The organism is Tamilnaduibacter salinus (assembly GCF_003096655.1).
Lineage (GTDB): Bacteria > Pseudomonadota > Gammaproteobacteria > Pseudomonadales > Oleiphilaceae > Tamilnaduibacter > Tamilnaduibacter salinus.
In genome coordinates this window covers 62,238-85,053 of record NZ_QEKQ01000004.1, presented here as the reverse complement: position 1 = coordinate 85,053, position 22,816 = coordinate 62,238, and the positions used below count along the sequence as shown (strand labels likewise).

Genomic DNA, 22,816 nt, shown 5'->3' with positions numbered 1-22,816 from the left:
CGGACCGCCTATGGCAACGCTGCTCTTCCTGAACGCCTGGCTGGCAACCCGGCTGTGTTTTACCTTTCGCGATCAGCCACTTCCCCGCAACCACTGGGTCGCGCTGGGGTTGATTCAGATCCTGCTGACCGGTCTGCTCACCCCCGGCCTGTACACCCTCGCATTCGGCGGTGCGGTGATTCTGGGGCTGCTTCTCTCGGAAGTGCTGTTCCCGGCGGATCGTCTCAATGAAGGCCGCCTCATCGGTGGCGGGCTGGTCGGGGCGGTGGCCGCCGTCGAGTTCTGGCAGGGCAACGCCACCTCTTGGCTGGTCAGCAATCAACAGCTCGCCACCCTGAAGCCCGCCCTGACCGGCCTACTCGGGTTTCTGCTAGTGGCCAACGAGACCAATCTGGCCATTCGAGCGCTGCTGCACCGGTTTCAGATGGAACCTAAAAATATCTCGGACGAGCAGCCACGCACCGTGGACGATCGGGAATACAACGCTGGCCGGGTGATCGGCATGCTGGAACGCTGGCTGATCTACCTGGTGGTGGTGTTCGCGCAGAACTACAACGTCATCGCGCTGATTCTTGCGGCCAAGGGCTTCGCCCGGTTCCGCCAGCTTGAGGAGCGCGAGTTTGCCGAGTACGTGCTGATCGGCACGCTGGCCTCGATCCTGCTGACGATTGTGATCGGTCAGGGGATTCTTTACGCCCTCTGACGCGCTCATGCCGATTGCCGAAGCCGCCGCTCGCGATCCAGTGCGCGACCGAGGCTCTGGAAATACCGGGCAAACGCGTTGTTGATGCGCCGCCGCTCTTCGCCCTGCGGATACAGTCCGTGCCGGGCCTCCAACGACTGGCGGGTACCGCTCACGAGGAAGGGGTTCGGCCGGGCCACGTCCTGCACGAACGCCTCGAAACCGCGCGCGGCCATTTCCTCCGGCCGTGCGTAATAGTGCACGCCCTGCCGCTCATCCGCGAGCACCGAGTGGCGGAACAGGGCGCTCGTGTCCTGCCCGTCCTCCGAGACAAACAGGGTCCGGAATACCTCGGCCAGTTGGTCGTTGATCGGGTGGGCTTTCGTCTCCCGGTTCTCGCACCAGCAGGCTGACGCAAACGCCATTGGCTCGTCTGTTTCAAAGACCTTCGGCGCCAGATAGTGATCGAGCGCGTGAAACCACTCGTGTGCCAGCGCACCGCGCCCGGCCCGCTTGGCCAGTGCCAGTTTGCGGATGGCCGGCGTGTAATGGGCCGCCACGCCGAGCTGCCCGCCAATGCCGTACTGCAGCCCCAGTGAGTCGCGCAGGGAAATCAATACGGCGGGCGCCCGCAGCGCCAGCTGCAGGTCATTGAGTGCCTGATGGAATTCCACGGCGGCCGCATCGCGCTCGGCATCGGTCACCCAGTGACCGATCTCGATGCTGCGGAAACCGAACTGGCGGCGGATGGTGGCAAATGTCGGCGTCATCACTCGCACGGAACCTGAACAGAATGCTGTTTATATATACAGCACTGTCAGCCCAGCACGCAAACACCCGGTTTATTCAGCCGGGCGGCGCACCCGCATGAAACTGGCAAAGCGGGGCAGGCCCGTCGACGTGCGACCATAGTATCTGTAGGTGATGACGGCCCCCGGTTCCGGCGGGTTCTCTCGCTCGGCGTGACTGAAACCAGTCCCGATGCGCATGCGTCGGCCGTTCTCCAGCTCCACGAGCAAAGAGCCCATCATTCCCTCAAACTGCCCCTCACCCGGCAGACTCCGGATCACCTCGGCCTCGGCATCCCGGTGGCGTTTGACCTTGAGCAGGTCGTCGGAGCGGCCCGCGTGATAGAGGCTATCGGCCCGTTTGAGCATCAGCCCTTCACCGCCGGCGTCCACCACCTGATCCAACCTGGCCGCCAGGGCCTCACGGTCGCCCACCGGTTGTTGCTTCACCAGCTTGAGGTGCGGTGTATCCGCCGCTCGTACCAGCGATTTCAGGGTCATCAGGCGATCACGGAACGGCATATCGCGCACCGGCAGATCAAACACCATGAAGCGAATCGACCGCCACTCCCGGTTCACGGGCTCATCCTTGCGTACCGCGCCGGAGAGTTCAGCGAACCGGCCCCGTCCCATCCACAGCTCCCCATCCATCGGTCGGTCCGGCAGGGGCTCGGTGAACCAGTCGGGGGCGTGATAGGGGTTCCCGCGGCGGGAGAGGAATCGCTGGCCCGTCCAGAAGGCGCGAACGCCGTCGTATTTCTCGCTGACAAGGTACGCGGACAGATCCGCATCGCCCTCGTAGACATTGGCCAGCGGCAGGTCGGGGCGTTCGGCGTGGGCCAGACAGGCAACGAAAAGACACAGCACCGGCGCCAGCCGGAGCGACAGCGAAGACACCATCGTGGTAACTCCTTTTACCGTGTGGTCGATCATTCAAGGGAAGGCGACGATGCCATGTCCGGCGACCACCTGCAATCGAAAAGCGTGTTTACAAAACAGGCTTCATCCGCTTAGCTGAGTCCACCCCGACGCACCGGAGACGCCCGTGTCCATTACCCGTCTGTCCATACTAACCACGCTCGCTATGATCGCTTTCGCCGGCAACTCGGTTCTGTGTCGGGCCGCGCTGATCGGGACCGATCTGGACCCGGCCAGTTTCACAACCATTCGATTGGCATCGGGTGCGCTGATGCTGTGGTTGCTGATCGTTGGCCGCGACACGGGCAACGCGCCAGCGCCGCCGTGGCGTTCGGCCATTGCGTTAGCGATTTATGCGGTCTGTTTCTCGTTTTCCTACGTGGATATTGCGACCGGGACCGGCGCGGTACTGCTGTTCGGCGCGGTGCAGGTCACGATGGTGGTCCGCGGCTGGCTCGAGGGCGAGCGGGTCACGGCATTACAAGGGGTGGGGTTCGCTCTCGCCTTCGGTGGCCTGGTGGTACTGCTACTGCCAACACTCCATGCCCCGCCGCTCGGCCCGGCTCTACTCATGGTCGCCTCAGGCGTCGCCTGGGGCTTCTACACACTGTGGGGCCGGGGGAGCCCGAATCCATTGGCCAACAACGCCCGCAATTTTCTGCGCAGTGTGCCGCTGGTGGTCGCCGTCAGTCTGCTGATGATCGCCGAGTTTCAGTGGGACCTCACTGGCGCAGCCTACGCTATCGCGTCAGGTGCGATCACCTCGGCGATCGGCTACGCTATCTGGTACAGCGTTTTGCCGCACCTGAAAGCCGCCAAGGCCGCCAGCATCCAGCTCAGCGTGCCGGTCATTGCGACGGCAGGCGGTCTGGTCTTCCTCGGTGAGCCACTCACGCTGCCGTTTGTCCTGATCTCGGCAACGATTCTGGCAGGGGTCGGGCTGGTGATCTTCGGGAAAAAAGCCTGAACCGACGTTCGCTTTGATCGTTCAGCGCCAAAGGACCGTACAATATTTACACAAAAACAGAAATAGGATCGGCGAGGCAACAAAGAGAAGGATCATGCAAACGTTACGTCGACATCGTCACAGGTATCTGTCCCTTCTTTTTCTGTGTTTATCGCTCGCAACCGCAATGGCTGCAGAGGCCCGCGATTGCAAGACGCTGACGGCAACCGGCAATCCCGAGTATCCGCCGTACCTGTGGCGAATGTCCGCGGATGGCGATCAACTGATTGGAGCGATTCCGCGGATTCTCGAAGAGATTGGCGAGCGCATCGGCGTCGAGATCAACGTCATCTACACTGGCCCCTGGTCCCGGGCACAACAGGAAGTGCGCGAAGGCAGCGTGGACCTCATGGCAGGGGCATTTTTCACGGTACCACGCGCTCAGTGGATGGACTACATCCATCCGCCGTTTCTTGCCACGAATAGCGTCGTCTGGGTCCGTCAGGACAATGGCTTCGAATACCGCCAATGGGATGACCTGCGCCCGTTGAATGGTGTGACTGTCATTCATAACAGTTTCGGACAGTCCTTCGATGAGTTTGCCCGTCAGCACCTCGACCTGGAAACTGTCCGGAGCGTGCGCCAGGGGTTCCGTATGCTCCGCCTTGGCCGGGTGGATTACATGCTGTATGAGAAGAATCCGGCCGTCGTCTATTCGCGCCAGATGGGGATCTCGGACGATGTCAAACCATTATCGACGGCAATCAGCTCTGAGCCCCTGCATTTTGCCGTCTCCCACGAATCCCCGTGCAACACAGGGGCGCTGCGAGGCCAACTGGTCGCCACCGTGGTGTCGCTGATTGATGAGGGCTTCATTGACCGGGCATTGAGGGCCGCCCTCGAGGACACATCGGAACTGAAACAGCTTTCGTCGACGAACTAAGCCCTGACGTGGTCCGCTGACTGCTGGTCCCCATGGCGGGCCGAGCCAATCCCCGGCCCGCCATTCGGGAACGCTCAATGATTACTCTGGCACGTAATCGTAGGTGACCGTGATGGCATCGCCGTTTTCCGGCAGCGCGTCACCATAGAAGGCGATTCGCGCGCCATCCTCCAGCAGAATGACATCAAAGCCGTTCTGGCGGGATGGGTCGCGTGCCACGCTCTGGCCGTTTACGTCGACTTCAACCGAAGACGGTAGCACGGATCGATCCAGGGTAAAGCGGCTTGCCAGCCCCGTGGCGGTCTCGATGATCTCGTCGTACATGACGGACCAGCTGGAGGCCTTGGAGCAGATGGAGGACGCACTGCCCCCGGTTACACGGGCCACTTCCCGGTAGTGGGAACCACCTTCGGCCTCCCCGCCCTCGCCATTGCATTCCGTTGCGTTGGTATCGCCATAGCTGTCATCGGCGGTGCGCTTGATCTGATCATGCTCACCGACGATTGCAAAAAACGTGTCGCCACGCTCAACAAACCGCTGCTCGTAGGTATTGTAATCGCGGACGGTATAACCGGACTGGCCGGACGGCTGGTCCTCGTCCGAGGTTTCATTCTCCTCTTCGTCTGAGACAAAGACGGTAATGTCAGCCGCCCCTTCCCGATCAAACGTCGAGCGATCCACCCTATCCGCGCAGTAGAAACCGGTTTCATTGGGGCTGCCAGAGGTTCCCGGCCGGGCGATACCCGTTGTTGGGTTATCCTGGCTCCACTGGGCTGCCGCATTCGGGGTGTCCGGTGTAATGAACGTCTTTGTGTCGTCCGCCGGCAGTGACCGTAGCGATTCACACGTGCTGCCATCGGTGGTTGTTGCCGCCAATCGGTAGTCCACGCCCGCGCTGTTCAGCTTCGTGAAAAACTGGTCGACGCCGGCACCGAGATTCTCTTGTTCTTCCCCCATCGATCCCGAGTTATCGATCACCCAGAGAATGTCCACCGCATTGCTGGCGCTGGCGCTCTGCTCAAACTCATTCTGACCCTTGGTCAGATTTCTCGAGGTGCCAGCAGGGACGATCGCAGTCCCGTTATTCAGCGCCCCATAGCGACTGGAAACGTCGCCAGCGTTGGCGACCGGAAAAGCGGACACCCAGGTCAACGCCTGGTCCGGCGTTGCCACCAGAGCCAAAGCCACCCGGAATTCAGCCTGGTCCGCCGTGCCACTGGGCAGCTCGGCCACATTGGCATCCGAGCCCAGCTCACCGATCAGCAGATTCCGCAACTCGCCGCTCGACTTGGTGGTGCCCGCCGACTCGTATGAGACGTCATAAACCAGTGAGGCGACTTCACCGGTCGGTCCCTGCACCACCCGATTCACCAGCTCACTGACCGACGCGCCATCATTTTCCAGCGCGGTTTTGACGCGTCCGCTGATATCGGCGATCTGTTTCTGGAAATCCGCGGACGCGGCCAGACTCTGCACAGCGGAACCACTATCGGATTCGGTGGCCGTCATACCGGCACCCGCGTACGACACGTCCGAATCGTCGAGAAGCAGGGCCGGGTTGTCGCTACCAGCCTCCTGAGTTAAATCCGGGTCAATATCGCCATACAGTTCGATATTGACGTCCTGACCGGACACAGTAGGGCTGGTGGTTGACTCATCGCTGCCCTGAGTCCGTTCCTTGGGAGGGTCCCCTTCGACGGGAACGTTCGGGGCGTCGGCGAGGCAGCCCGACAAGCCAATGGCAGAGACACACAGCAGGGTTGCTGTCGACATTGCTTTCCATTTCATCGTCATATACTCCTTGTGGCACGACATCCAGCCGTGCCCATCTTCCTTTTTTCACACTGTCCTGAAACAGACACGTGCGGACTGTCCGTTACAAAAGTAAACGATCAGTAACAATTTCTAAAGTGTCTCGGGAATTTCACCAACACCAATCTCCCGTGACGCCCCTTGAAAGTCCAGTTAGCAGACGACACATCGTTCCCGTTATGATCAGGCCATGCCACTGACCGGCACACTCCCTGAGACAGGAGCCCCCATGAAAACGCTGCTCACACCCCCTTGACCGCACTGCCCCTGGTAGCCAGCCCGGTGATACGGGCACCGGCTGACGATCAGGCCACTTCGACGCGATTCCGACCCGCCAGCTTGGCACGATACATCGCCTGATCGGCACGCCCCAACAGTGTGCTAATGGTTTCCGTGGGGTCTGACAACGTGGCCACGCCAAAACTGGCCGTCACAGAAAGGCAGGCACCGTCCGATTCGATGGCCAGCGCCGCTAACCGGCGGCGCAGACGTTCGGCCAACGTCCGCGCCTGATCAACCGAGGCATCGGCCATCACAATCGCGAACTCTTCACCCCCCAGCCGTCCACTGGGATCAGTCTGGCGCCCCTCGCTCCGGATCACCTCACCGACCGCCTGCAGAACCACATCACCGGCCCCGTGGCCATACTGGTCATTGATATGCTTGAACCAGTCCAGATCCAGCAGGATCGCGGCAACCGGCTGTTGGTGGCGCCGCGCCGCAGCGAGCAACAGGTCCGCGCGCTCGAGAAAAGCCCGACGATTGTTCAGGCCAGTCAGCACGTCCTCCCTGGCCAGCGAATCCGCTCGGCGACGCGCTTCCTCGGCGGCCTCTTCCGCGGCTTTTCGTTCGGTGATGTCCGTGGCCACCTCCATACGGACCAGCCGACCGTCTGGCCACCGCATCGCCCGGTCCCGGCACTGATACCAGCGATGATTGGATTCGTTGCGAAATTCCCAGACATGGGGACCACTCGGTATGCCCCGGTCATCGACAAGCTGATCGTTGGTACAGAATGGACACGGGCTGGTACGGTTCTGGAGCACCTCCCAGCAGTGTCGCCCCCGGGGTTCTCCCCAGATAGCGCGACCGTACTCGTTCACGTAGAGCAACTCATGCGTCTCCATATCGGCGACATACACCAGCACATCCATGTTATCCAGCAACTGCTCTGCAGCGCCGGGGGGCAAGTGTGTGGCCTGGTTCTCCGTCGATGGCATGGTCGCCGGACGGGGGGGAGACGACTTATCGCCTTTATGGTGGGACACCGTACAACCTCGATGAATGCACTCCTCACTTAACGATAAACCAAACCACCGGCGGGGTCGATGATCCCCGGTTTGAGCCTGCGACCGGCTTCGACAGCACATCGCATCCAGATCAAAAAGCGGGATCCCAGCACTGTCATCCGTAGATGTACGAATGCTCTGGGGTCGCAAAACGACAATCACCTCACCACTATTCATAGGGATTTGCGATCTCCGACTTCGGGCAATTCAGGAAACCAGCAACCGTGTGAGAGGTGTTGTATGAAAGCGAACAGAACCCATCTGGCCCTGGTCACTGCCATGAGTTTGCTGGCCGGCAATGCCACAGCGGCCGAGCACGTCATTGAGATGAAGAATTCCGGTCCGGATGGCGCGATGGTCTTTGAGCCCGGCTATGTTGAGGCGGAAAAAGGCGACACGATTCGCTTCGTCCCGGTGGATCCGGCACACAACAGCGTGTCAGTGGCCGTGCCCGAGGGCGCCAGTAGCTGGTCGGGCGGTATGAATGAGGAGGTGACCATTACGGTCGATCAGGAAGGTGTCTACGTCTACAAATGCACGCCCCACCAGGCCCTGAACATGGCCGGCGTGATCAGTGTGGGCGATGCCACCAACTACGAAGCGGCGCAGAACGCGGTCAAAACCCTCACATCCAACGCCGCCACTAACAAAGACCGGTTGAGCGGCTACTTCAGCAACGTCAGCGCTGACTGAGCCAGCGGCAAACGCCGGGGCGTCCAGCTCCGGCTACGCTCCCGCCTCATCCGCCACAACCCGGTTTCTTCCCTGCGTCTTGGCCTGGTAAAGCGCTCGGTCCGCACGAGCCAGCAGCGCATCCGGGCCCTCATCCTCGGGCGACTGGATGGCAACGCCGAGACTGACGGTGCAGCGGATCGTGTTGCCTTCGATCTCCATGGGGGTTTCAGCAATCTGTCGACACAACCGCCAGGCGATGTCCACGGCCTGTTCGCTCTCAGGCAGACAGATGGCGAACTCCTCGCCACCAATCCGTGCCGCCAGATCACTGCCACGCAGGGCGGTGTGGAGATGGTCTGCCAGTCTCAGAATGACCTGATCCCCCACACTATGACCATGATCGTCATTGATCGCCTTGAAATAGTCGATATCAAGCATCAGAACGGCCACCGGTGGATCATGGACCTCACCCCGGCCGCGCCAGACCTGTCGCAGCGTTTCCATCAGCAGGCGCCGGTTGGGCAACCCGGACAGGGGGTCCGTGTTGGCCAGTTTTTCCAGGCGTTTCTCGGCTGCCCTGCGGACGGAGATCTCCGCATCGGCGCTGCGCATGCGCTGTTCCGCTTCCTGAAGCGCCTGGTTCTCCGCCGCCAGCCGGCCAATCAATTCAATGTTGCGGATCAGGATGCCCCCCTGCGCCGCGAGGAAATCCAGCAACGGGCTGATGTGCGCCTCCAGCCGATCGTCTTCCTGCTCATGCTCGACGTACAGCACGCCCACCAGATCCCCAAGATGCTCCATGGGCAGACACCAGGCCGTGCCACGCAACGGCGCATTCGTTCCGGGTCGGCTGAAGTAGGGGTCAGACTGCATCGTTCGACTGAAGGCGAGGCTGGTGCGATCAACGCGTTGGCGCTCCCGCGCCTGTGCGGCGTACCGGAGAACCCGTTGTGGCAAGGAATCGGGCAATCTTGCCTGCGGCGCATCGGGCGAGTACCCCCCAGGGCAATCACTGTCCGTTGCGAGCCGCAGGTCATCGTTGACCGTCAACAGCACCGCCACCCGGTGCGCGCCGGTCCGGTCCCGGACCTGTCGCACCAGCTCCGGGACCAGTCCGGCCAGCGAGGTATGCTGCGAAAGCCCCTTTGCCGTGCCGATCATCGCATCGACACTCAGTGGATCACCGGGCGCCGCGGCGTCCCTCGCGCCTGCGGCCCGACGAGCTCCCATTGCCCCGCCCCGGCGCAACGCGTGCTCGCGCCGCCGCCCAAAGACGTCAGCCAGCTCCGGATGGCCGTGCTCGCGCCAGAACGCGTCGGCACGCTGAGCGATCAGCGCCGTTGCGTTCCAGCCTCCGTGCTCACGAGCACGCTGATACGCGGCCTCGTAGGACGTAAGGGCCATACCGGTATCCCCGTCCAGCGCCGCAGATTCGGCGCCCATCAGTTGATACCAGTGCTCGAAATTTCCCGGCGCCTGCTGTCGCCACGACGCATACCGTGCCCGCGCATCATCGATACAGACCCGCCGATCCGCCTCCGCACCGGCGAGCACTTGCAGCGCCGGCCACTGAGTCACCGGCAGCAACCCCTGCACCGACACGCTGTCCAGACGGTGCCCGGCTTCTTCAATGCTCGCCTGCGCGCCCTCCCGGTCACCAAAATGCAGCCGCACCATCGCCCGCATCAGGTGGTACAGACATAACACCTGCAGATTGCCATGCGCTTCGCACCGCTCCAGATACGCCTGCTCATCCTGTCGTTCGGCGGCGCTGCCGTCACCGTCTTCGAGCCACCGGAAAAGGCGCAGCGCACCACCGATCAGATCGTTGCCCCAAAGGTTGCCCCGCTGCTCACTGTAGGTTAAATAGCCGTCCGCCGCCGCTCGTGACCCGGGAAGGGCATCGCCGGCGAAGAAGCGACAATAGACGTCGTGGCCGAAACCATAGACCGCGTACTGGAGGTTGCCGGACATCTGGCCCACTTCGTAGGCGCGGCGGTAATCATCACTCGCCGCCATCATCGGCCGGAACCAGTGACTCAGGGAGCTGCCCATCATGAGATAAGCCATGCTCGACTGCGCCGGATCGGCGAGACGATCCATCAGGCGACCGGACGCGTCGTACAATGCCCGGGCCTCCGAACCCGACCCGCGCCCGGTATGGATCAGCAACCCCCCGTAGGCCGGCAGGCTGTAGACCGCGCTTGCGACCACCCCATGAGTGATGGACAGACGCATCGTGCGCGCCACAATCACAGACCAGAGGTCCGGGAACGCGCGGTAACAGGGTGGCCCCAGCGCAATCAGTAGCTGCATGACCTTTTTCTGAGTCCGGTCGGTCATCGCCGGCCACTCACCCAGCTCACGCAGATCGCGGTCGCCGAGGTGCTGCTGGACCCAATCGAGCTCCCGGTCACGCTCGGACCGCAGATTCCGGTCCGGCAACTCTTCGCCGAGCCGCTTCAATGCCTCGCGGGCGATGCTCACCGCTTCATCGTACTGGGCCCGCAATGTGCATTGGACGATACGCATCCAGTACAGATCGGCCTGACGCAATGGATCGCTCTCGCGATCGATGGCCTCCAACGCGTATTGGCGCGAGACAACGAACCGGCTGTTGAGATATTCCAGCTCCGCCCGCTCCCGATAGAGGTCGTGCGCCAGCATCGGATCGCGCTCCCAGAGATCGCCCGGCAGTGACGCCATTCCGGCTGCCAGCAGCTCGAGTCCCGCGGCAAAAGCGCCTGTCTGTTTGGCCTTGCGCGCCGCCAACAGGTTCAGACTGGCCAGTGACAGCGATTCATCAGGATCGGATGGGCTTAGCAGGCTGCGATTGCGGTGCCCGGCAATCTCGATGATGCGTTCGGACTGCTCAACCCGGCTAAGCTCACGCTGCATCAGATCCGCGATGCGACCATGAACGTCCGCTGCCTGACTGAGCGGCAGCATGCCGTGGGCGGCCTCCTGCATGCGATCGTGCGCGAACCGAAAGCGCTGATAGACAAGCCGGTGCCCTGCCGGTTGCGGGTCACCGAGCGGCAGCACGAACGCCTCATCCATGGCCGGATCGAGATGCGTCTGGACGCTCGACGGGGCCTCACCCATGACACCCGCCAGCAACGCCATCTCGAAGGTGGTGCCCAGACAGGAGGCCGCGGCAAGCACTTCACGGGTACGAAGCGGCAGGTTGTCAAAGCGCTGCCCCATCAGCCGGGCCACTTCGGTCGGCACCCCGACCCGACGGATCACATCAAGATCCCATTCCCAGCGACCATCGTCGCGGACGTTCAGACCGTTATGATCCTGCAGCGTATGCAGCACCTGCCAGAGCAGAAAGGGATTGCCTCCACTCCGGCGATAGACTTCCGCCACCAGCTCATCCAGTTGTTCCGGGGGCTGCTCCGATCCGGCGGCAATGAGATCCCGCACATCGTCCCGCCCCAGTTCGGGCAGAGCCATGTCGGTGATGGCAAACCGCCCACGATCACCAATCCGCGCGCGCACAGCGGCAACCCGGTGACTGCGGTCCACCTCTTCCTCTCGGTAGGCGACAATCAGCGTCAGAGGCACCGGCCCGAGCCGCTCAGTCAGCGCCTCGAGCAATGACAGAGACGCGGGGTCCGCCCACTGAAGGTCATCGAGGAACACGCCAAGCGGATTGTCGACGCTCTCAAAGCTTTCGAAAAACCGCAGAAAGGCCGTCCTCAGCTGCTCCTGGGCCTCTGTCGGCGGCAGTGCCGTCGGGGTGTCCAACGGGCCCAGCAGCGTGCTCAGCGTGGGAACCAGGGTGGCCAGCCGGTTTGCCGCACTTCCGAGGCTGTTCTCCAGTCGCTCACACCAGCGCGCGAGATCGTCGGGAGGCTCGGCCAGCAGTCGTTTGATCAGTTCATCCAGTACATGGGCCCAGGCGCTGTAAGGACGAGCCTGAATCAATTGATCGAACTTGCCCTCCACGAAAAAGCCGCCCTGTCGCAGCTCCTCAAGACAGATGTCGCGGATGAGCGACGTCTTGCCAACGCCGGACACACCGCTCACCCACACCAGCTGCGGTGAGGCATCCATGCCGCTGGCCAGCACCGTCCCTAACTGAATCTGTTCCCGCCGACGACCATAGAGGCGATTGGGCATGGTCGCACCCGACTGGCGCGGCGCTCCTGAGCGCTGGCCGGACGCCACAGTCTCGCCCTCAAGCGCCGCCTTCAGGTCACGCAGGGCGGATCGCGCCGACGGGTAACGCTGACCGGGTTTTTTGGCGAGCAGCCGCATGATGACGTCCGAGACCCGTTCCGGCGCCCCCTCGGGTCGCTCTGGAGCGACTGCCAGATGCTGATAGATCAGTTCCTCCGGAGTCTCGCCATCCACCGGCGACGCCCCGGTCAGCGTCTCGTAGAGGATCACACCAGCACTGTAGAGATCTGCCCGATAATCGACAGTCTGGTCATGCCGGCCGGTCTGTTCCGGCGCGATATAATGGGCACCCACCCAGTCGGACTCATCGGATGGTCCCTGGTAGCGCCCGGGGTCGTGACTGGAGAGCAACGTTGCATGGCTCAGATCGCAGAGGTGAATCTGCTCACCGTCCCAAAGCCAGGAATCCGCCCTCAGGCGACCGATCAACAGACCCGCCTGGTGGCAATGGGCGAGGGCATCCAGCAACGCCGTGGCGAGCGCTCCCCAGCGCTCAGTCGTGAGGTTGGCGCAGCGGCTGAGCGGTCGCCCACCAGGGTCGCGGAACAGCATTGAGGACGGCGCCGGCGAATGGCGATTCAGTTCCAGCGCCAGGGCACACGCCGGTCGGACGGTCTGCAGAATCCGGCGCTCATGATCCAGCCGGTCCCGCGCGACCGGATCCGATTCGTCAACGGGTGTGCGGACGAGCCACTGCCCATCAGGCTGATCAGGAAACCGCACACGAAGCAAAACGAGACCGTGAGCAACGATCAACCGATCCAGACTTTCGAACGTTCCGGCGGGGAGTCCGTCATCGTTCATCATGGCCACTGGGCAGGGAATCCTCCGACAACCGCGACTCCCGAAAAAGGAGCGCTTCAATCTTCGCTCAACCCATTAAGAAAGTGCCGATTCATTCCCTCGTGCCTGTGGCTCCGGGCAAGGCCTGAGGGGATGAATCAGCACGTCCTTAACAGCTTAGTCGGCGCCCCGGGGTTTGGAAAGATTCTATCCTGACCGATCCGGCCACCGTCGCAATCTACTCCGTCGTGTTGTAAACGTAAGACGCAACCCGGCCTTCGTCATCGAAGGTGATCACCAGATCGGTCGTCTGGGAATCATCGAACGCCGACCAGCGGTACTTGCCGTAGGTCCACGTGCGCTGACCGTCCTTGAGACCCGTGCGCCAGGGGTCGCCAAACATGGACTGAACCTCATCACGGGTGGTCTCACCAATGCGAATCCGGTCCACCTTGTGGGTCGCAAAATCCTGGCCGACGGTGGCACAGCCTGCCAGTAGAAGGGGTGCGAGCATCATAGCCCGCGTGCATTGACGCCATTTTGCCGCCATTCGTTAGCCTCCTCTCGAATTCCGTGATCACGCCCTCATGGTATCGGGTATCACGACTCATTGAATGACGATTTGGACAGGAGGGCACTGTGGCCTCACCACTGCCGTTTTCACTGCTCGAACTGGCGTCCGTCCGCGAGGGCGATTCGGTCGGGCAGACCCTCGAAAACAGCGTGGCGTACGCCCGTCACGCTGAAGCCCTGGGCTTCAACCGGTTCTGGCTGGCCGAGCACCACAACATGGAAGGCATCAGCAGTGCCGCCACCTCGGTGCTGATTGGCCATATCGCCAACGCGACCCAGTCGATCCGGGTTGGCTCCGGGGGCGTCATGCTGCCCAACCACCCACCGCTGGTGATCGCCGAACAGTTCGGGACACTGGAGATTCTCCACCCCGGGCGTATCGATCTCGGGCTGGGGCGGGCGCCCGGCACCGACCCCATGACCAGCCGCGCGCTGCGCCGCGATGGTCTGGGCGCGGAGCAGTTCCCGAATGATGTGGCCGAGCTTCAGCGCCTGCTGGGACCACTCGACCGCTCCCAACCGGTCAATGCAATTCCAGGCGCCGGAACAGAGGTTCCGATGTGGCTGCTCGGCTCCAGCCTCTACAGCGCCCAGCTCGCCGCCCAGCGGGGGCTGCCGTATGCCTTTGCGGGTCACTTTGCGCCGCGTCTTTACCGGGAGGCCCTGCGGGTCTACCGCGACCAGTTCCGGCCATCCAGACAGCTCGACCAGCCGTATGCCATGTTGACCGTTCCCGCCGTTCCGGCTGACACGGACGAGGAAGCGCAGTTGCTGAGCACGACCAGTTACCAGCGCATCCTGTCGCTGTTCCGGGGCCAGCCCCTGTGGATGAAACCGCCGGTGGACAGCATGGCCGGGCGCTGGAAACCCGAGGAAGAAACGGCGGTGCGGAGCTTCCTGGGTCTGCAGCTCACTGGCACCGCCGATACGATGCAGGCACAACTGGATCGGTTGCTGGCCAGCGCCGACGTGGATGAGCTGATGGTGACGGTGGATCTGTACGATCCGGAGAGGCGCCGACACGCGCTGGACATCCTCTCCGCCATGCCACAGTTCCAGGCGGCCTGACTCATCTGCCGATCAGGAACACGGGCTCGGACTGACCCACTAGACGACTGGTCTAATAAGCGGTTAGAGTGACCAGACTTTCATATCCAGGCCCTCACATTGGAGGGTCATGACAGGCAAGGAGACACACCATGAATATTCTGATGGTTCTGACATCCCACGATGAGATGGGCGATACGGGCCACAAGACCGGTTTCTGGCTGGAGGAGTTCGCCTCACCGTACTACGCCTTCCTTGATGCGGGCGCCACCATCACGCTGGCCTCCCCAAAAGGCGGGCAACCGCCGGTGGACCCCAACAGTGACAGCGAGGACGCCCAGACGGACGCCACACGCCGGTTCAAGCGTGACGAGGCGGCCCAGGCGGACCTTGCCAAGACCGTCGAACTGGGCAGTGTGTCGGTGGACGGGTTTGACGCCGTCTTCTACCCCGGTGGCCACGGCCCGCTCTGGGATCTGGCGAACGACACGGATTCCATTCGCGTCATCGAATCCGCCTATGCCCAGGGCAAGGTTGTCGGCGCGGTCTGCCACGCACCGGGCGTACTTCGGGACGTGAAAGGCCCGGACGGCGAACCACTCGTCAAAGGCCGGAAAGTAACCGGCTTTACCAACGGCGAGGAGGACGGTGTGGGCCTGACCAACGTCGTGCCGTTTCTGGTCGAGGACATGCTCCGCGAGCGTGGCGGCGATTACCAGAAGGGCGATGACTGGACCTCCCACGTTGAAGTGGATGAGCGACTGATTACCGGCCAGAACCCCATGTCGTCGGAGGCGACCGCCGATGCCGTCATCCGGGCATTGCAGGGCTGAACCATGAAAGCCATCGACGTCACTGACGATCGGCTGGTCTGGTGCGAGCAACCCGAGCCGGGGGAACCGGAAGCGGGCGACGTCACCATCGACGTCGCCTGGGCGGGGATGAACCGGGCCGACCTGATGCAACGGGCAGGCGGCTACCCGCCCCCCGCCGGCGCCTCTGCGATACTCGGGCTGGAGGTGAGCGGTCACATCCGATCGGTCGCCGACGACGTGACGCATCTTCGTCCGGGCGATCCGGTCTGTGCGTTGCTTACCGGTGGCGGCTATGCCGAGCGGGTTCGGGTGCCGGCCGCACAGGTGCTGCCGGTGCCGGAAGGCCTGACGCTCCAACAGGCCGCCGGATTGCCGGAAGTGTTCGCGACGGCCTGGCTCAATCTCTACCACGAGGCGGCCCTCGCACCGGGCGAGCGCATCCTGCTGCACGCCGGTGCCAGCGGCGTGGGCAGCGCCGTCATCCAGCTCGCCCACGCCATGGGCAATCCGGTGTTCGCGACCGTCGGTAGCGACACCAAGATCGAGACCTGTCGGTCACTGGGCGCCGACGCCGGCTGGAACCGCCACAACGGATCGTTCGTCGATGCCGTCCGCGACTGGGGCGGGGCCGACATGGTGCTTGATCCGGTCGGCGGAAATTACATCCAGCAGGATCAGCAGGTGCTCAATCGGAACGGGCGCATCGTCCTCATTGGCCTGATGGGCGGTCGTTACGCCGACGTCGATCTCGGAGTGATGCTGATGAAGCGTCAGCGCCTGATCGGTTCCACCCTGCGATCACAGCCGGTCACGGTGAAAGGCGACATCATGGACGCGCTTCTGGAAAACGTCTGGCCAAGACTGACGGACGGCACCATTCACCCGCTGATCGACCGGACCTTCCCGATCGACGACGCCGAGTCGGCCATGACCTACCTCCAGAGCAACGAGAGCCAGGGTAAGGTGTTGTTACAGGTTCGCTGATCAGAACCGGTAAACGGATGTTCCTATGACCTCTCAGCACCGATCCAGCGCCACGCGACCGGCCACCGCCTCCCTCGAGGACCCGCTCTACTACCTGCGCAATTTCGAGACGGTGGTGGGGTGGGTCCGGTCGCGTCACGGCGATCTGCTCACCGGGGAGGAAACCGCGCGACTCGACAACCTCATGGCATTATCGTCCCCGGCTCGCGCACTCCTGGTACGACTGGTCATGCGCCGGGGCGATCTGTTCCGTCGGAGCCGGCTGCACTACGACGAGCTGGGCGCCGACGTCGACACCGCGCTCGGCGAACTGGCCCGCGATCAATGGATCGATGACCAGCCTGAACTGACCATCGACGAACTGTTCCATCTCCTCACGCTGCCGGAGCTGCGCGAGGCCTTTTCCAGGACCATCCGGTCGCGGGCTCTGCCGCGCAGTCAGCGCAAATCCGATCTGTTGATGCACCTGCGGGCGTCACTTCCCGAGTCAAAACCAATGGCGGATTGGTGGCCCGATCGCCACGAGACCATCGTGCGTTTTCTGGCCGACGACCTGTTCGAGCGCCTGCGCCTGATGTTTTTCGGCAATCTGCGTCAGGACTGGTCGGACTTCGTGCTGGTCGAGCTCGGCCACCAACGCTACGAATCCGTGCCACTCTCCACCGAATCCCGTGCGTTCCAGACCCGGGAGGCCGTGGATCGCTACCTGCTGATGCAACGCTGCCGGGACCGGCTGGATGAGGGCGAATCACCGGCCACGGTCTGGCCGGACCTGCCCGCGAGGGATGACGACAACGCCTGGCTGGAAAGCCGCCGGAGCCGTTTGCTGCTGGAACTCGGACGGCTCGCGCACCGCGCCGGAGACACCGCACTGGCACTCAACGCCTGGGCCGACAGCGGACACCGGGACGCGCGGGTCAGACGCCTGCGGCTGCTGGAACGGGAGGGGCAGCATCAGCGGGCATGGGACGAGCTCACCGCCGCGATGGACGCTCCGCGGAGCGATTCCGAAACGCGGGCCCTGGAACGACTCTGGAAGCGGCTGGCGAAGCGACTGAATCGGGCCGTTCCGGCGTCCGATCCATCGGCCGGGGCACCGGAAACCACCCTGACACTGCCGAACCCGGACGGTCTGCCCGTCGAGTGGGTCGTGCAGGCCCATCTGCAGCGAGAAAACGCACCGGTCTTTTACGTCGAGAACACACTGCTCAACGGACTGTTCGGCCTGCTGTGCTGGCCCGCACTCTACGCTCCCCTGCCCGGCGCCTTTTTTCACCCGTTTCATGCGGGCCCGGCGGATCTGTATCGGGAGGACTTTGTGGCCCGCCGGCAGTCGCTGTTTGATGACTGCCTCGCGGCACTGGACCGGCGCGACTACCGTGAACGCATCCGGACCACCTGGCGCGAAAAATGGGGAATCACCTGTCCGCTGGTCGTCTGGTCCGCCCTGCCGGAGTCTCTGCTGGAGCTGGCGCTGAGCCTCATTCCACCCGAGCACCTGCGGGTCGTCTTTGATCGACTGCTTCGGGATCTGCGCCACAATCGCAGTGGCCTGCCAGACCTGATCCGGTTCGACAGGCAACACCGCGGCTACGAGATGATTGAAGTGAAAGGGCCCGGTGACCGGTTACAGGATCACCAGCGCCACTGGCTCGAGTTCGGACTCAGCCATGGTCTACCGATGGCTGTTTACCACGTCCGCTGGGCGGAGACTGATCCATGAAGGTGTCCGTGCGCACCCTCTGTGAATTCGCTGCCCGTCACGGTGATTTGGACCATCGCTACACGCCGGCGCCCAGTGCCGATGAGGGCATTGCCGGGCACCAGCGCATACAGGCACGCCGTGGGCCCCGCTATGTTCCGGAGCGGCGCCTGTCCGGCGAATGTGGGGGACTGCAGCTGTCCGGACGCGCCGACGGCTACGACCCCCTCGCCCATCGCCTGGAAGAGATCAAGACCCACCGAGGCGACCACGATCGCATTCCTCGCGTGCAGCGCGAACTGCATCGTGCTCAGCTGCGGGCCTACGGCGCCCTGCTGTGCGCGGAAACGGGCTTCGACAGCGTCACGCTGACGCTGGTGTATTACGACACCGCGCGGGATCAGGAAACGCCGCTGACCGAGAGCGCCGACGCCGCAACCCTTTGGCAGGAACTGACCGACCTGTGTGACGCCTACCGTGCCTGGGCCCAACGGGAAGCGTCGCATCGTCAGGCCCGTGACGAGGCCATGGCCGCCCTGTCGTTCCCGTTCGGCGCTTTCCGGCGTGGTCAGCGCCCGCTGGCCGAAACCGTCTACCGCAACAGTCGTCAGCACCGCACGCTGATGCTGCAGGCCCCGACCGGTCTCGGCAAAACACTGGGCACGCTGTTCCCCGCTCTGATGGCCCTGCCCAAAGCCGGTCAGGACCGTGTGTTCTACCTGACCAGCCGCAACTCGGGACGCGGGCTCGCACTGGACGCGCTGGCGCGGCTGGCCGGTGACGGTGAGACCCGTCGCCCCCTGCGTGTGCTGGAACTGAGCGCCAAGCCCGACGCCTGCGAGCATCCGGACAAGGCCTGCCACGGCGACTCCTGCCCACTCGCACGGGGCTTCTTCGACCGGCTGCCGGCCGCCCGACAGGAAGCCGCCGGGCATCCGCGCAATCTGGACCGCGCCGCCCTCGCGAGCATCGCCGCGCGCCACACCCTCTGTCCCTATTTCCTGTCCCAGGAGATGGCCCGCTGGAGCGATGTGGTGGTGGCGGATGTGAACCGCTTTTTCGACCAGCACGCACTCCTGCACGCCCTGACCCAACAGAACGACTGGCGTGTGAGCCTGCTGATCGACGAGGCCCACAACCTGATCGACCGGGCCCGTGGCATGTATTCAGTCACCCTGTCCCAGCCGCATCTGCTGTCGGTGCGACGCCAGGCGCCTGCTGCCCTCAAACGCCCTCTGAACCGGGTCGCCCGACAGTGGCAGGCGTTGGTTCGCGACGAAGCCGCAGCGGACGGCCCGCGCTTTCTGGATGGCATCCCCACGGCGCTCGTGCCGGCACTGAACGCCCTGGTGGCGGCGATCACGGACTATCTGGCGGACTATCCGCCGGACCTGGCGCTTCAGGAGCTGCTGTTCGAATGCCTGTCATTCACACGGCTGGCCGACGCGTTCGATGACCACTCCCTCTGCGAGTTACAGGCGCCCCGCCGGGGCCAGGCCCGGTTGACCATCCAGAACCTGATTCCCGCCGACTTCCTCGCACCGCGGTTCCAGAGCGCAGACAGTACACTGTTGTTCTCCGCCACACTGACCCCCGGCGTGTACCACCGGGACCTGCTGGGGCTGCCCGAAACCACGAGCTGGCAGGGCATTGAAAGCCCCTTCACGGCCGACCAACTGGCGCTCAATACCGCCACGCACATCAGCACCCGCCGGGCGCATCGGGACGCGTCGCTGGCACCCATCGCCGACCTGATTGCCCGCCAGTTCCGGGAACAACCGGGCAACTACCTGGCCTATTTCAGCAGCTTTGCGTATCTCGATGCGGTGCTCGACGTCCTGAAAGAACGAGCCCCCGACATTCCCACCTGGCACCAGCGGCCCGGGATGGACCGCGCATCGCGGGACGACTTCATGGCCGGTTTCCGGCCCGAAGGCGTCGGTGTGGCGTTCGCGGTGCTGGGCGGGGTGTTTGGCGAGGGCATCGACCTGCCGGGCGACCGGCTGATCGGCGCCTTCGTCGCCACGCTGGGGTTGCCGCCGTTCAATGAGTGGCATCAGGTGCTGAAGGATCGACTGGAGGCGCGTTTCGGCGCGGGGGATGATTACACCTACCTCTATCCAGGCATCCAGAAGGTCGCCCAGGCCGCCGGACGGGTGATTCGCACGCCGGAGGATCGGGGGGTGATCTGGCTGATTGACGACCGGTTCGGTCAGCCGCGCATCCGTCGATTGTTACCCGGATGGTGGTTTGGAGCCGGTCAGCAAAACCCATGTTAGGTCGTTTCTTACCCAATCAGGGCATTCCGGCAAGCCTGTTGCCACCGGGCGCTTGAATCGAGAACCGGTGGACACCGGTCAGGCAGGGCGAGACGCTCCGGAGCGGCATGGCCGCCCCGGAGTGGAGCCCGGCATCAGACAGCGATTTCGCCGCCGTCGTCGCGGGTGATAACGATGGTTGCGGAACGAGGGCGGTTCGCGTTGCCAATGGCTGTGGCATCGCCGCTCGGGCTGGGCCACTTGCCACTCGGGTGCTGGATGTTGATGAACAGTGACCGGGCATCGGGCGTCAGCACAACACCGGTAATTTCACAGCCTTCCGGACCCACCAGGAACCGCTTGAGCTGAACCTCATCGGCGGATTTGCCCACGTAGGTCGTCACCGTCTGGGGCTGGAAGCCGTCCTGAGTGGAGGTGACTTCACGCTTGGCCCCATCACCGACCTGCCCGGGGATCGCAGCCAGCATCTGGTCATTCGTCTTCTCCGACAATGCACTATCGTCGGTCTGAATCCAGGCAATACCGCGCGGATCGATCAGCATTCCGTCCGGCGCCGAGAACTCACTGTCCACGGACAGCTCAGACAGGTTGATATTATCGGTGTCCTGACTTTCGTCCGAGCCAAACAGGAAGATATCCCATTCAAACGTCGTCCCTGCGCGACTGCCCTGTTCTTTCCAGCGGATGATGTGACCATTGGGGTTCCCCTCATCCTTGTCCGGTGAGCCCGGATCACGATAGAAGCGGGGGTTGGCCGGGTCGACCTGGGTGACGTTTTCAAGACCCTGATCATTGATTTCATTATTGGTCAGTGTGAAGTAGACCTCGCCGGTTTTCGGGTGGATGGTGCCCCATTCCGGACGGTCCATACGGGTCGCACCCACCGCGTCGGCCGCCAGGCGGGTCCGCAGCAGGACATCGGCCGTCGTCCCGAAAAGCTGGGCATCGCCGCCGTTCGCCTGAACGTTCTGCGGCGTCAGCGGCAGCCACTCACCAGTGCCGTCTTCCTTGAAGCGGGCCGCATACAAAGTGCCCTTGTTCAGGTACTTGTCGCCGGCAGCCAGGCCCTGACCTTCGTCGGCCGGATCCCAGTTCTCGTCACTGACGAACTTGTAAATATACTCGCCGCGCGCATCGTCGCCGGAGTAGACCACGATCGGCTTGCCAGCCTGAGCCGGTGCGAACGAGGCGGTTTCATGGGAGAAACGGCCCAGCGCGGTCCGCGCACGCGGGGCCTGGCCCGGGCGGAACGGGTCGGCTTCGACCACGTAACCAAACAGATTGGGCTCGTTGCGGAAATCGTCCAGCTGGGTGGCGCCGCTCGCCGTAATGTCGAAGCGCTTGTACAGGTCGCCACCGCCTTCCACTGTATCCCACTCCCGGTAGGACCAGCCACCGGAGTCGTTACGGATGCCGTAACGGCTCAGGAGATCGTTCTCCGAAGCGCTGCGGGCGCTCTGATCATCACCCCGAACGAAGTAGGCGTACCAGTTCTCTTCACAGGTGACTGCGGTGCCCCAGGGGGTCTTGCCGGTGGCGCAGTTGTTCAGCGTGCCGAACCGACGGGTGCCATCGGGCGATGCCTTGGTTTTGGTGAGCTCGTGGCCGGCAACCGGCCCCTGCAGCTCCATTTCCGTAAAGGCGGTCAGCCGACGGTTGAAGATGGAGTTCTTGTTGACGGACCAGTCACCATTGCGCCGCTGGATCTCAATCACAGACACACCATGGGCGTTCATCTCCCGGTCCACCTGAACTTTGGGGCGGGCACCGCCATTATCGGCCGCTGCCGTCGCGCCATTCTCGTGGAGCGGGTCCGCAACGATCTGCTCGTGATTCATCCACAGGATCATGCGGTCGGAACGTTCCGGATCATAGGTGCCGGAGTCACTGAGACCGAAGATATTCATGCCGTCATGCTGATCACCGGCCCGTTTGTCAAAATCCGTGTTCGTGCCATCGTTGCGATATTCACTGACACCTGGGTAGATCGCATCCCCTGTCGCATAGAGAACCGCAGCGCTGTAGCCGGCGGGCAGGACGACCCGGTCTGCCTTCGAGTAACCCACTGGTTCGAACGTCAGGCTGCTGACCGTGTTATTGGGCGGCTCTGTGGGGTTCTTGCCGGGTTGATCCGGATTACCAGCGACCGGATCGTCATCGTCCGAGCACCCGGCAAGGCCAAGCGACGCCAGCGTCCCGACCGCGGCGACGGAAGCACTGCCCCTCAATAGGGCACGGCGCGAGAAACGCGACTCGGTGACCTCGCCAAGCGTTTCATTGTTCGTTGGATTACTGTCCTCGACATCATGATGTCCCATGAATTCTCCCTCATTCAGTGCTTATCGTTGGCAGGCTCGCTCAGAAGACGCGCCCAAGTCCGTTCGAACGCTAG

Annotated in this window: 16 protein-coding genes; 9 read left to right on the top strand and 7 right to left on the bottom strand. The window is 63.1% G+C overall.

Annotated elements, in window-relative coordinates:
* Window positions 1–10 precede the first annotated feature (10 nt).
* Window positions 11–703, top strand: coding sequence for a hypothetical protein (locus C8D92_RS15765; RefSeq protein WP_207775140.1), 693 nt, complete (start codon window positions 11–13; stop codon window positions 701–703).
* A 5-nt stretch (window positions 704–708) separates the two neighbouring features.
* On the opposite strand, the gene C8D92_RS07200 is transcribed toward C8D92_RS15765, so the two are convergent.
* Both C8D92_RS07200 and C8D92_RS07195 read right to left on the bottom strand, forming a co-directional pair.
* Window positions 709–1,452 (bottom strand): CLCA_X family protein, encoded by a 744-nt coding sequence (locus C8D92_RS07200; protein ID WP_116918905.1) that lies wholly within the window; start codon window positions 1,450–1,452, stop codon window positions 709–711.
* Window positions 1,453–1,524: 72 nt separating this feature from the next.
* Complete coding sequence (locus C8D92_RS07195; protein ID WP_116918904.1) at window positions 1,525–2,370, bottom strand: DNA ligase; 846 nt, start codon at window positions 2,368–2,370, stop codon at window positions 1,525–1,527.
* Window positions 2,371–2,554: 184 nt separating this feature from the next.
* Between C8D92_RS07195 and C8D92_RS07190 the strand changes: the two genes are divergently transcribed.
* Entirely contained in the window at window positions 2,555–3,355 is an 801-nt protein-coding gene (locus tag C8D92_RS07190; protein WP_243402404.1) for a DMT family transporter, read from the top strand.
* A 166-nt stretch (window positions 3,356–3,521) separates the two neighbouring features.
* On the top strand, window positions 3,522–4,277 hold the full coding sequence (locus C8D92_RS07185) for a substrate-binding periplasmic protein (protein ID WP_207775139.1): 756 nt from the start codon (window positions 3,522–3,524) through the stop codon (window positions 4,275–4,277).
* Between the two features lie 81 nt (window positions 4,278–4,358).
* Here C8D92_RS07185 and C8D92_RS15760 read toward each other — a convergent pair whose 3' ends face one another.
* Window positions 4,359–6,065 (bottom strand): VWA domain-containing protein, encoded by a 1,707-nt coding sequence (locus C8D92_RS15760; protein WP_207775138.1) that lies wholly within the window; start codon window positions 6,063–6,065, stop codon window positions 4,359–4,361.
* A 329-nt stretch (window positions 6,066–6,394) separates the two neighbouring features.
* Window positions 6,395–7,309 (bottom strand): GGDEF domain-containing protein, encoded by a 915-nt coding sequence (locus tag C8D92_RS07175; RefSeq protein ID WP_165819249.1) that lies wholly within the window; start codon window positions 7,307–7,309, stop codon window positions 6,395–6,397.
* 309 nt (window positions 7,310–7,618) lie between these two features.
* Between C8D92_RS07175 and C8D92_RS07170 the strand changes: the two genes are divergently transcribed.
* Entirely contained in the window at window positions 7,619–8,071 is a 453-nt protein-coding gene (locus tag C8D92_RS07170) for a pseudoazurin (RefSeq protein WP_207775137.1), read from the top strand.
* Between the two features lie 33 nt (window positions 8,072–8,104).
* Here C8D92_RS07170 and C8D92_RS07165 read toward each other — a convergent pair whose 3' ends face one another.
* Window positions 8,105–13,048, bottom strand: a complete 4,944-nt coding sequence (locus C8D92_RS07165) for a diguanylate cyclase (protein ID WP_116918900.1) — start codon at window positions 13,046–13,048, stop codon at window positions 8,105–8,107.
* 214 nt (window positions 13,049–13,262) lie between these two features.
* Complete coding sequence (bamE, locus tag C8D92_RS07160; protein WP_207775136.1) at window positions 13,263–13,574, bottom strand: outer membrane protein assembly factor BamE domain-containing protein; 312 nt, start codon at window positions 13,572–13,574, stop codon at window positions 13,263–13,265.
* Between the two features lie 89 nt (window positions 13,575–13,663).
* Between bamE and C8D92_RS07155 the strand changes: the two genes are divergently transcribed.
* The 5 genes from C8D92_RS07155 to C8D92_RS07135 all read left to right on the top strand — a co-directional run bounded on the left by C8D92_RS07155 (window position 13,664) and on the right by C8D92_RS07135 (window position 20,424).
* A complete protein-coding gene (locus C8D92_RS07155) occupies window positions 13,664–14,665 on the top strand; it encodes an LLM class flavin-dependent oxidoreductase (protein WP_165819248.1) in 1,002 nt (333 codons plus the stop codon).
* 131 nt (window positions 14,666–14,796) lie between these two features.
* Complete coding sequence (locus C8D92_RS07150) at window positions 14,797–15,477, top strand: type 1 glutamine amidotransferase domain-containing protein (protein WP_095611973.1); 681 nt, start codon at window positions 14,797–14,799, stop codon at window positions 15,475–15,477.
* Between the two features lie 3 nt (window positions 15,478–15,480).
* Window positions 15,481–16,443: an NAD(P)H-quinone oxidoreductase gene (locus C8D92_RS07145; RefSeq protein WP_116918899.1), complete on the top strand. Its 963-nt coding sequence runs from the start codon at window positions 15,481–15,483 to the stop codon at window positions 16,441–16,443.
* A gap of 25 nt (window positions 16,444–16,468) precedes the next feature.
* A complete protein-coding gene (locus C8D92_RS07140; RefSeq protein ID WP_116918898.1) occupies window positions 16,469–18,166 on the top strand; it encodes a VRR-NUC domain-containing protein in 1,698 nt (565 codons plus the stop codon).
* The gene (locus tag C8D92_RS07135; protein WP_116918897.1) at window positions 18,163–20,424 is read left to right on the top strand and encodes an ATP-dependent DNA helicase; all 2,262 of its coding nucleotides are present in this window, start codon (window positions 18,163–18,165) and stop codon (window positions 20,422–20,424) included. The genes C8D92_RS07140 and C8D92_RS07135 overlap by 4 nt, the downstream gene beginning before the upstream one ends.
* 134 nt (window positions 20,425–20,558) lie before the next feature.
* Here the strand turns inward: C8D92_RS07135 and C8D92_RS07130 are convergent, their stop codons facing one another.
* Complete coding sequence (locus tag C8D92_RS07130) at window positions 20,559–22,742, bottom strand: PhoX family protein (protein WP_116918896.1); 2,184 nt, start codon at window positions 22,740–22,742, stop codon at window positions 20,559–20,561.
* Window positions 22,743–22,816: the final 74 nt, after the last annotated feature.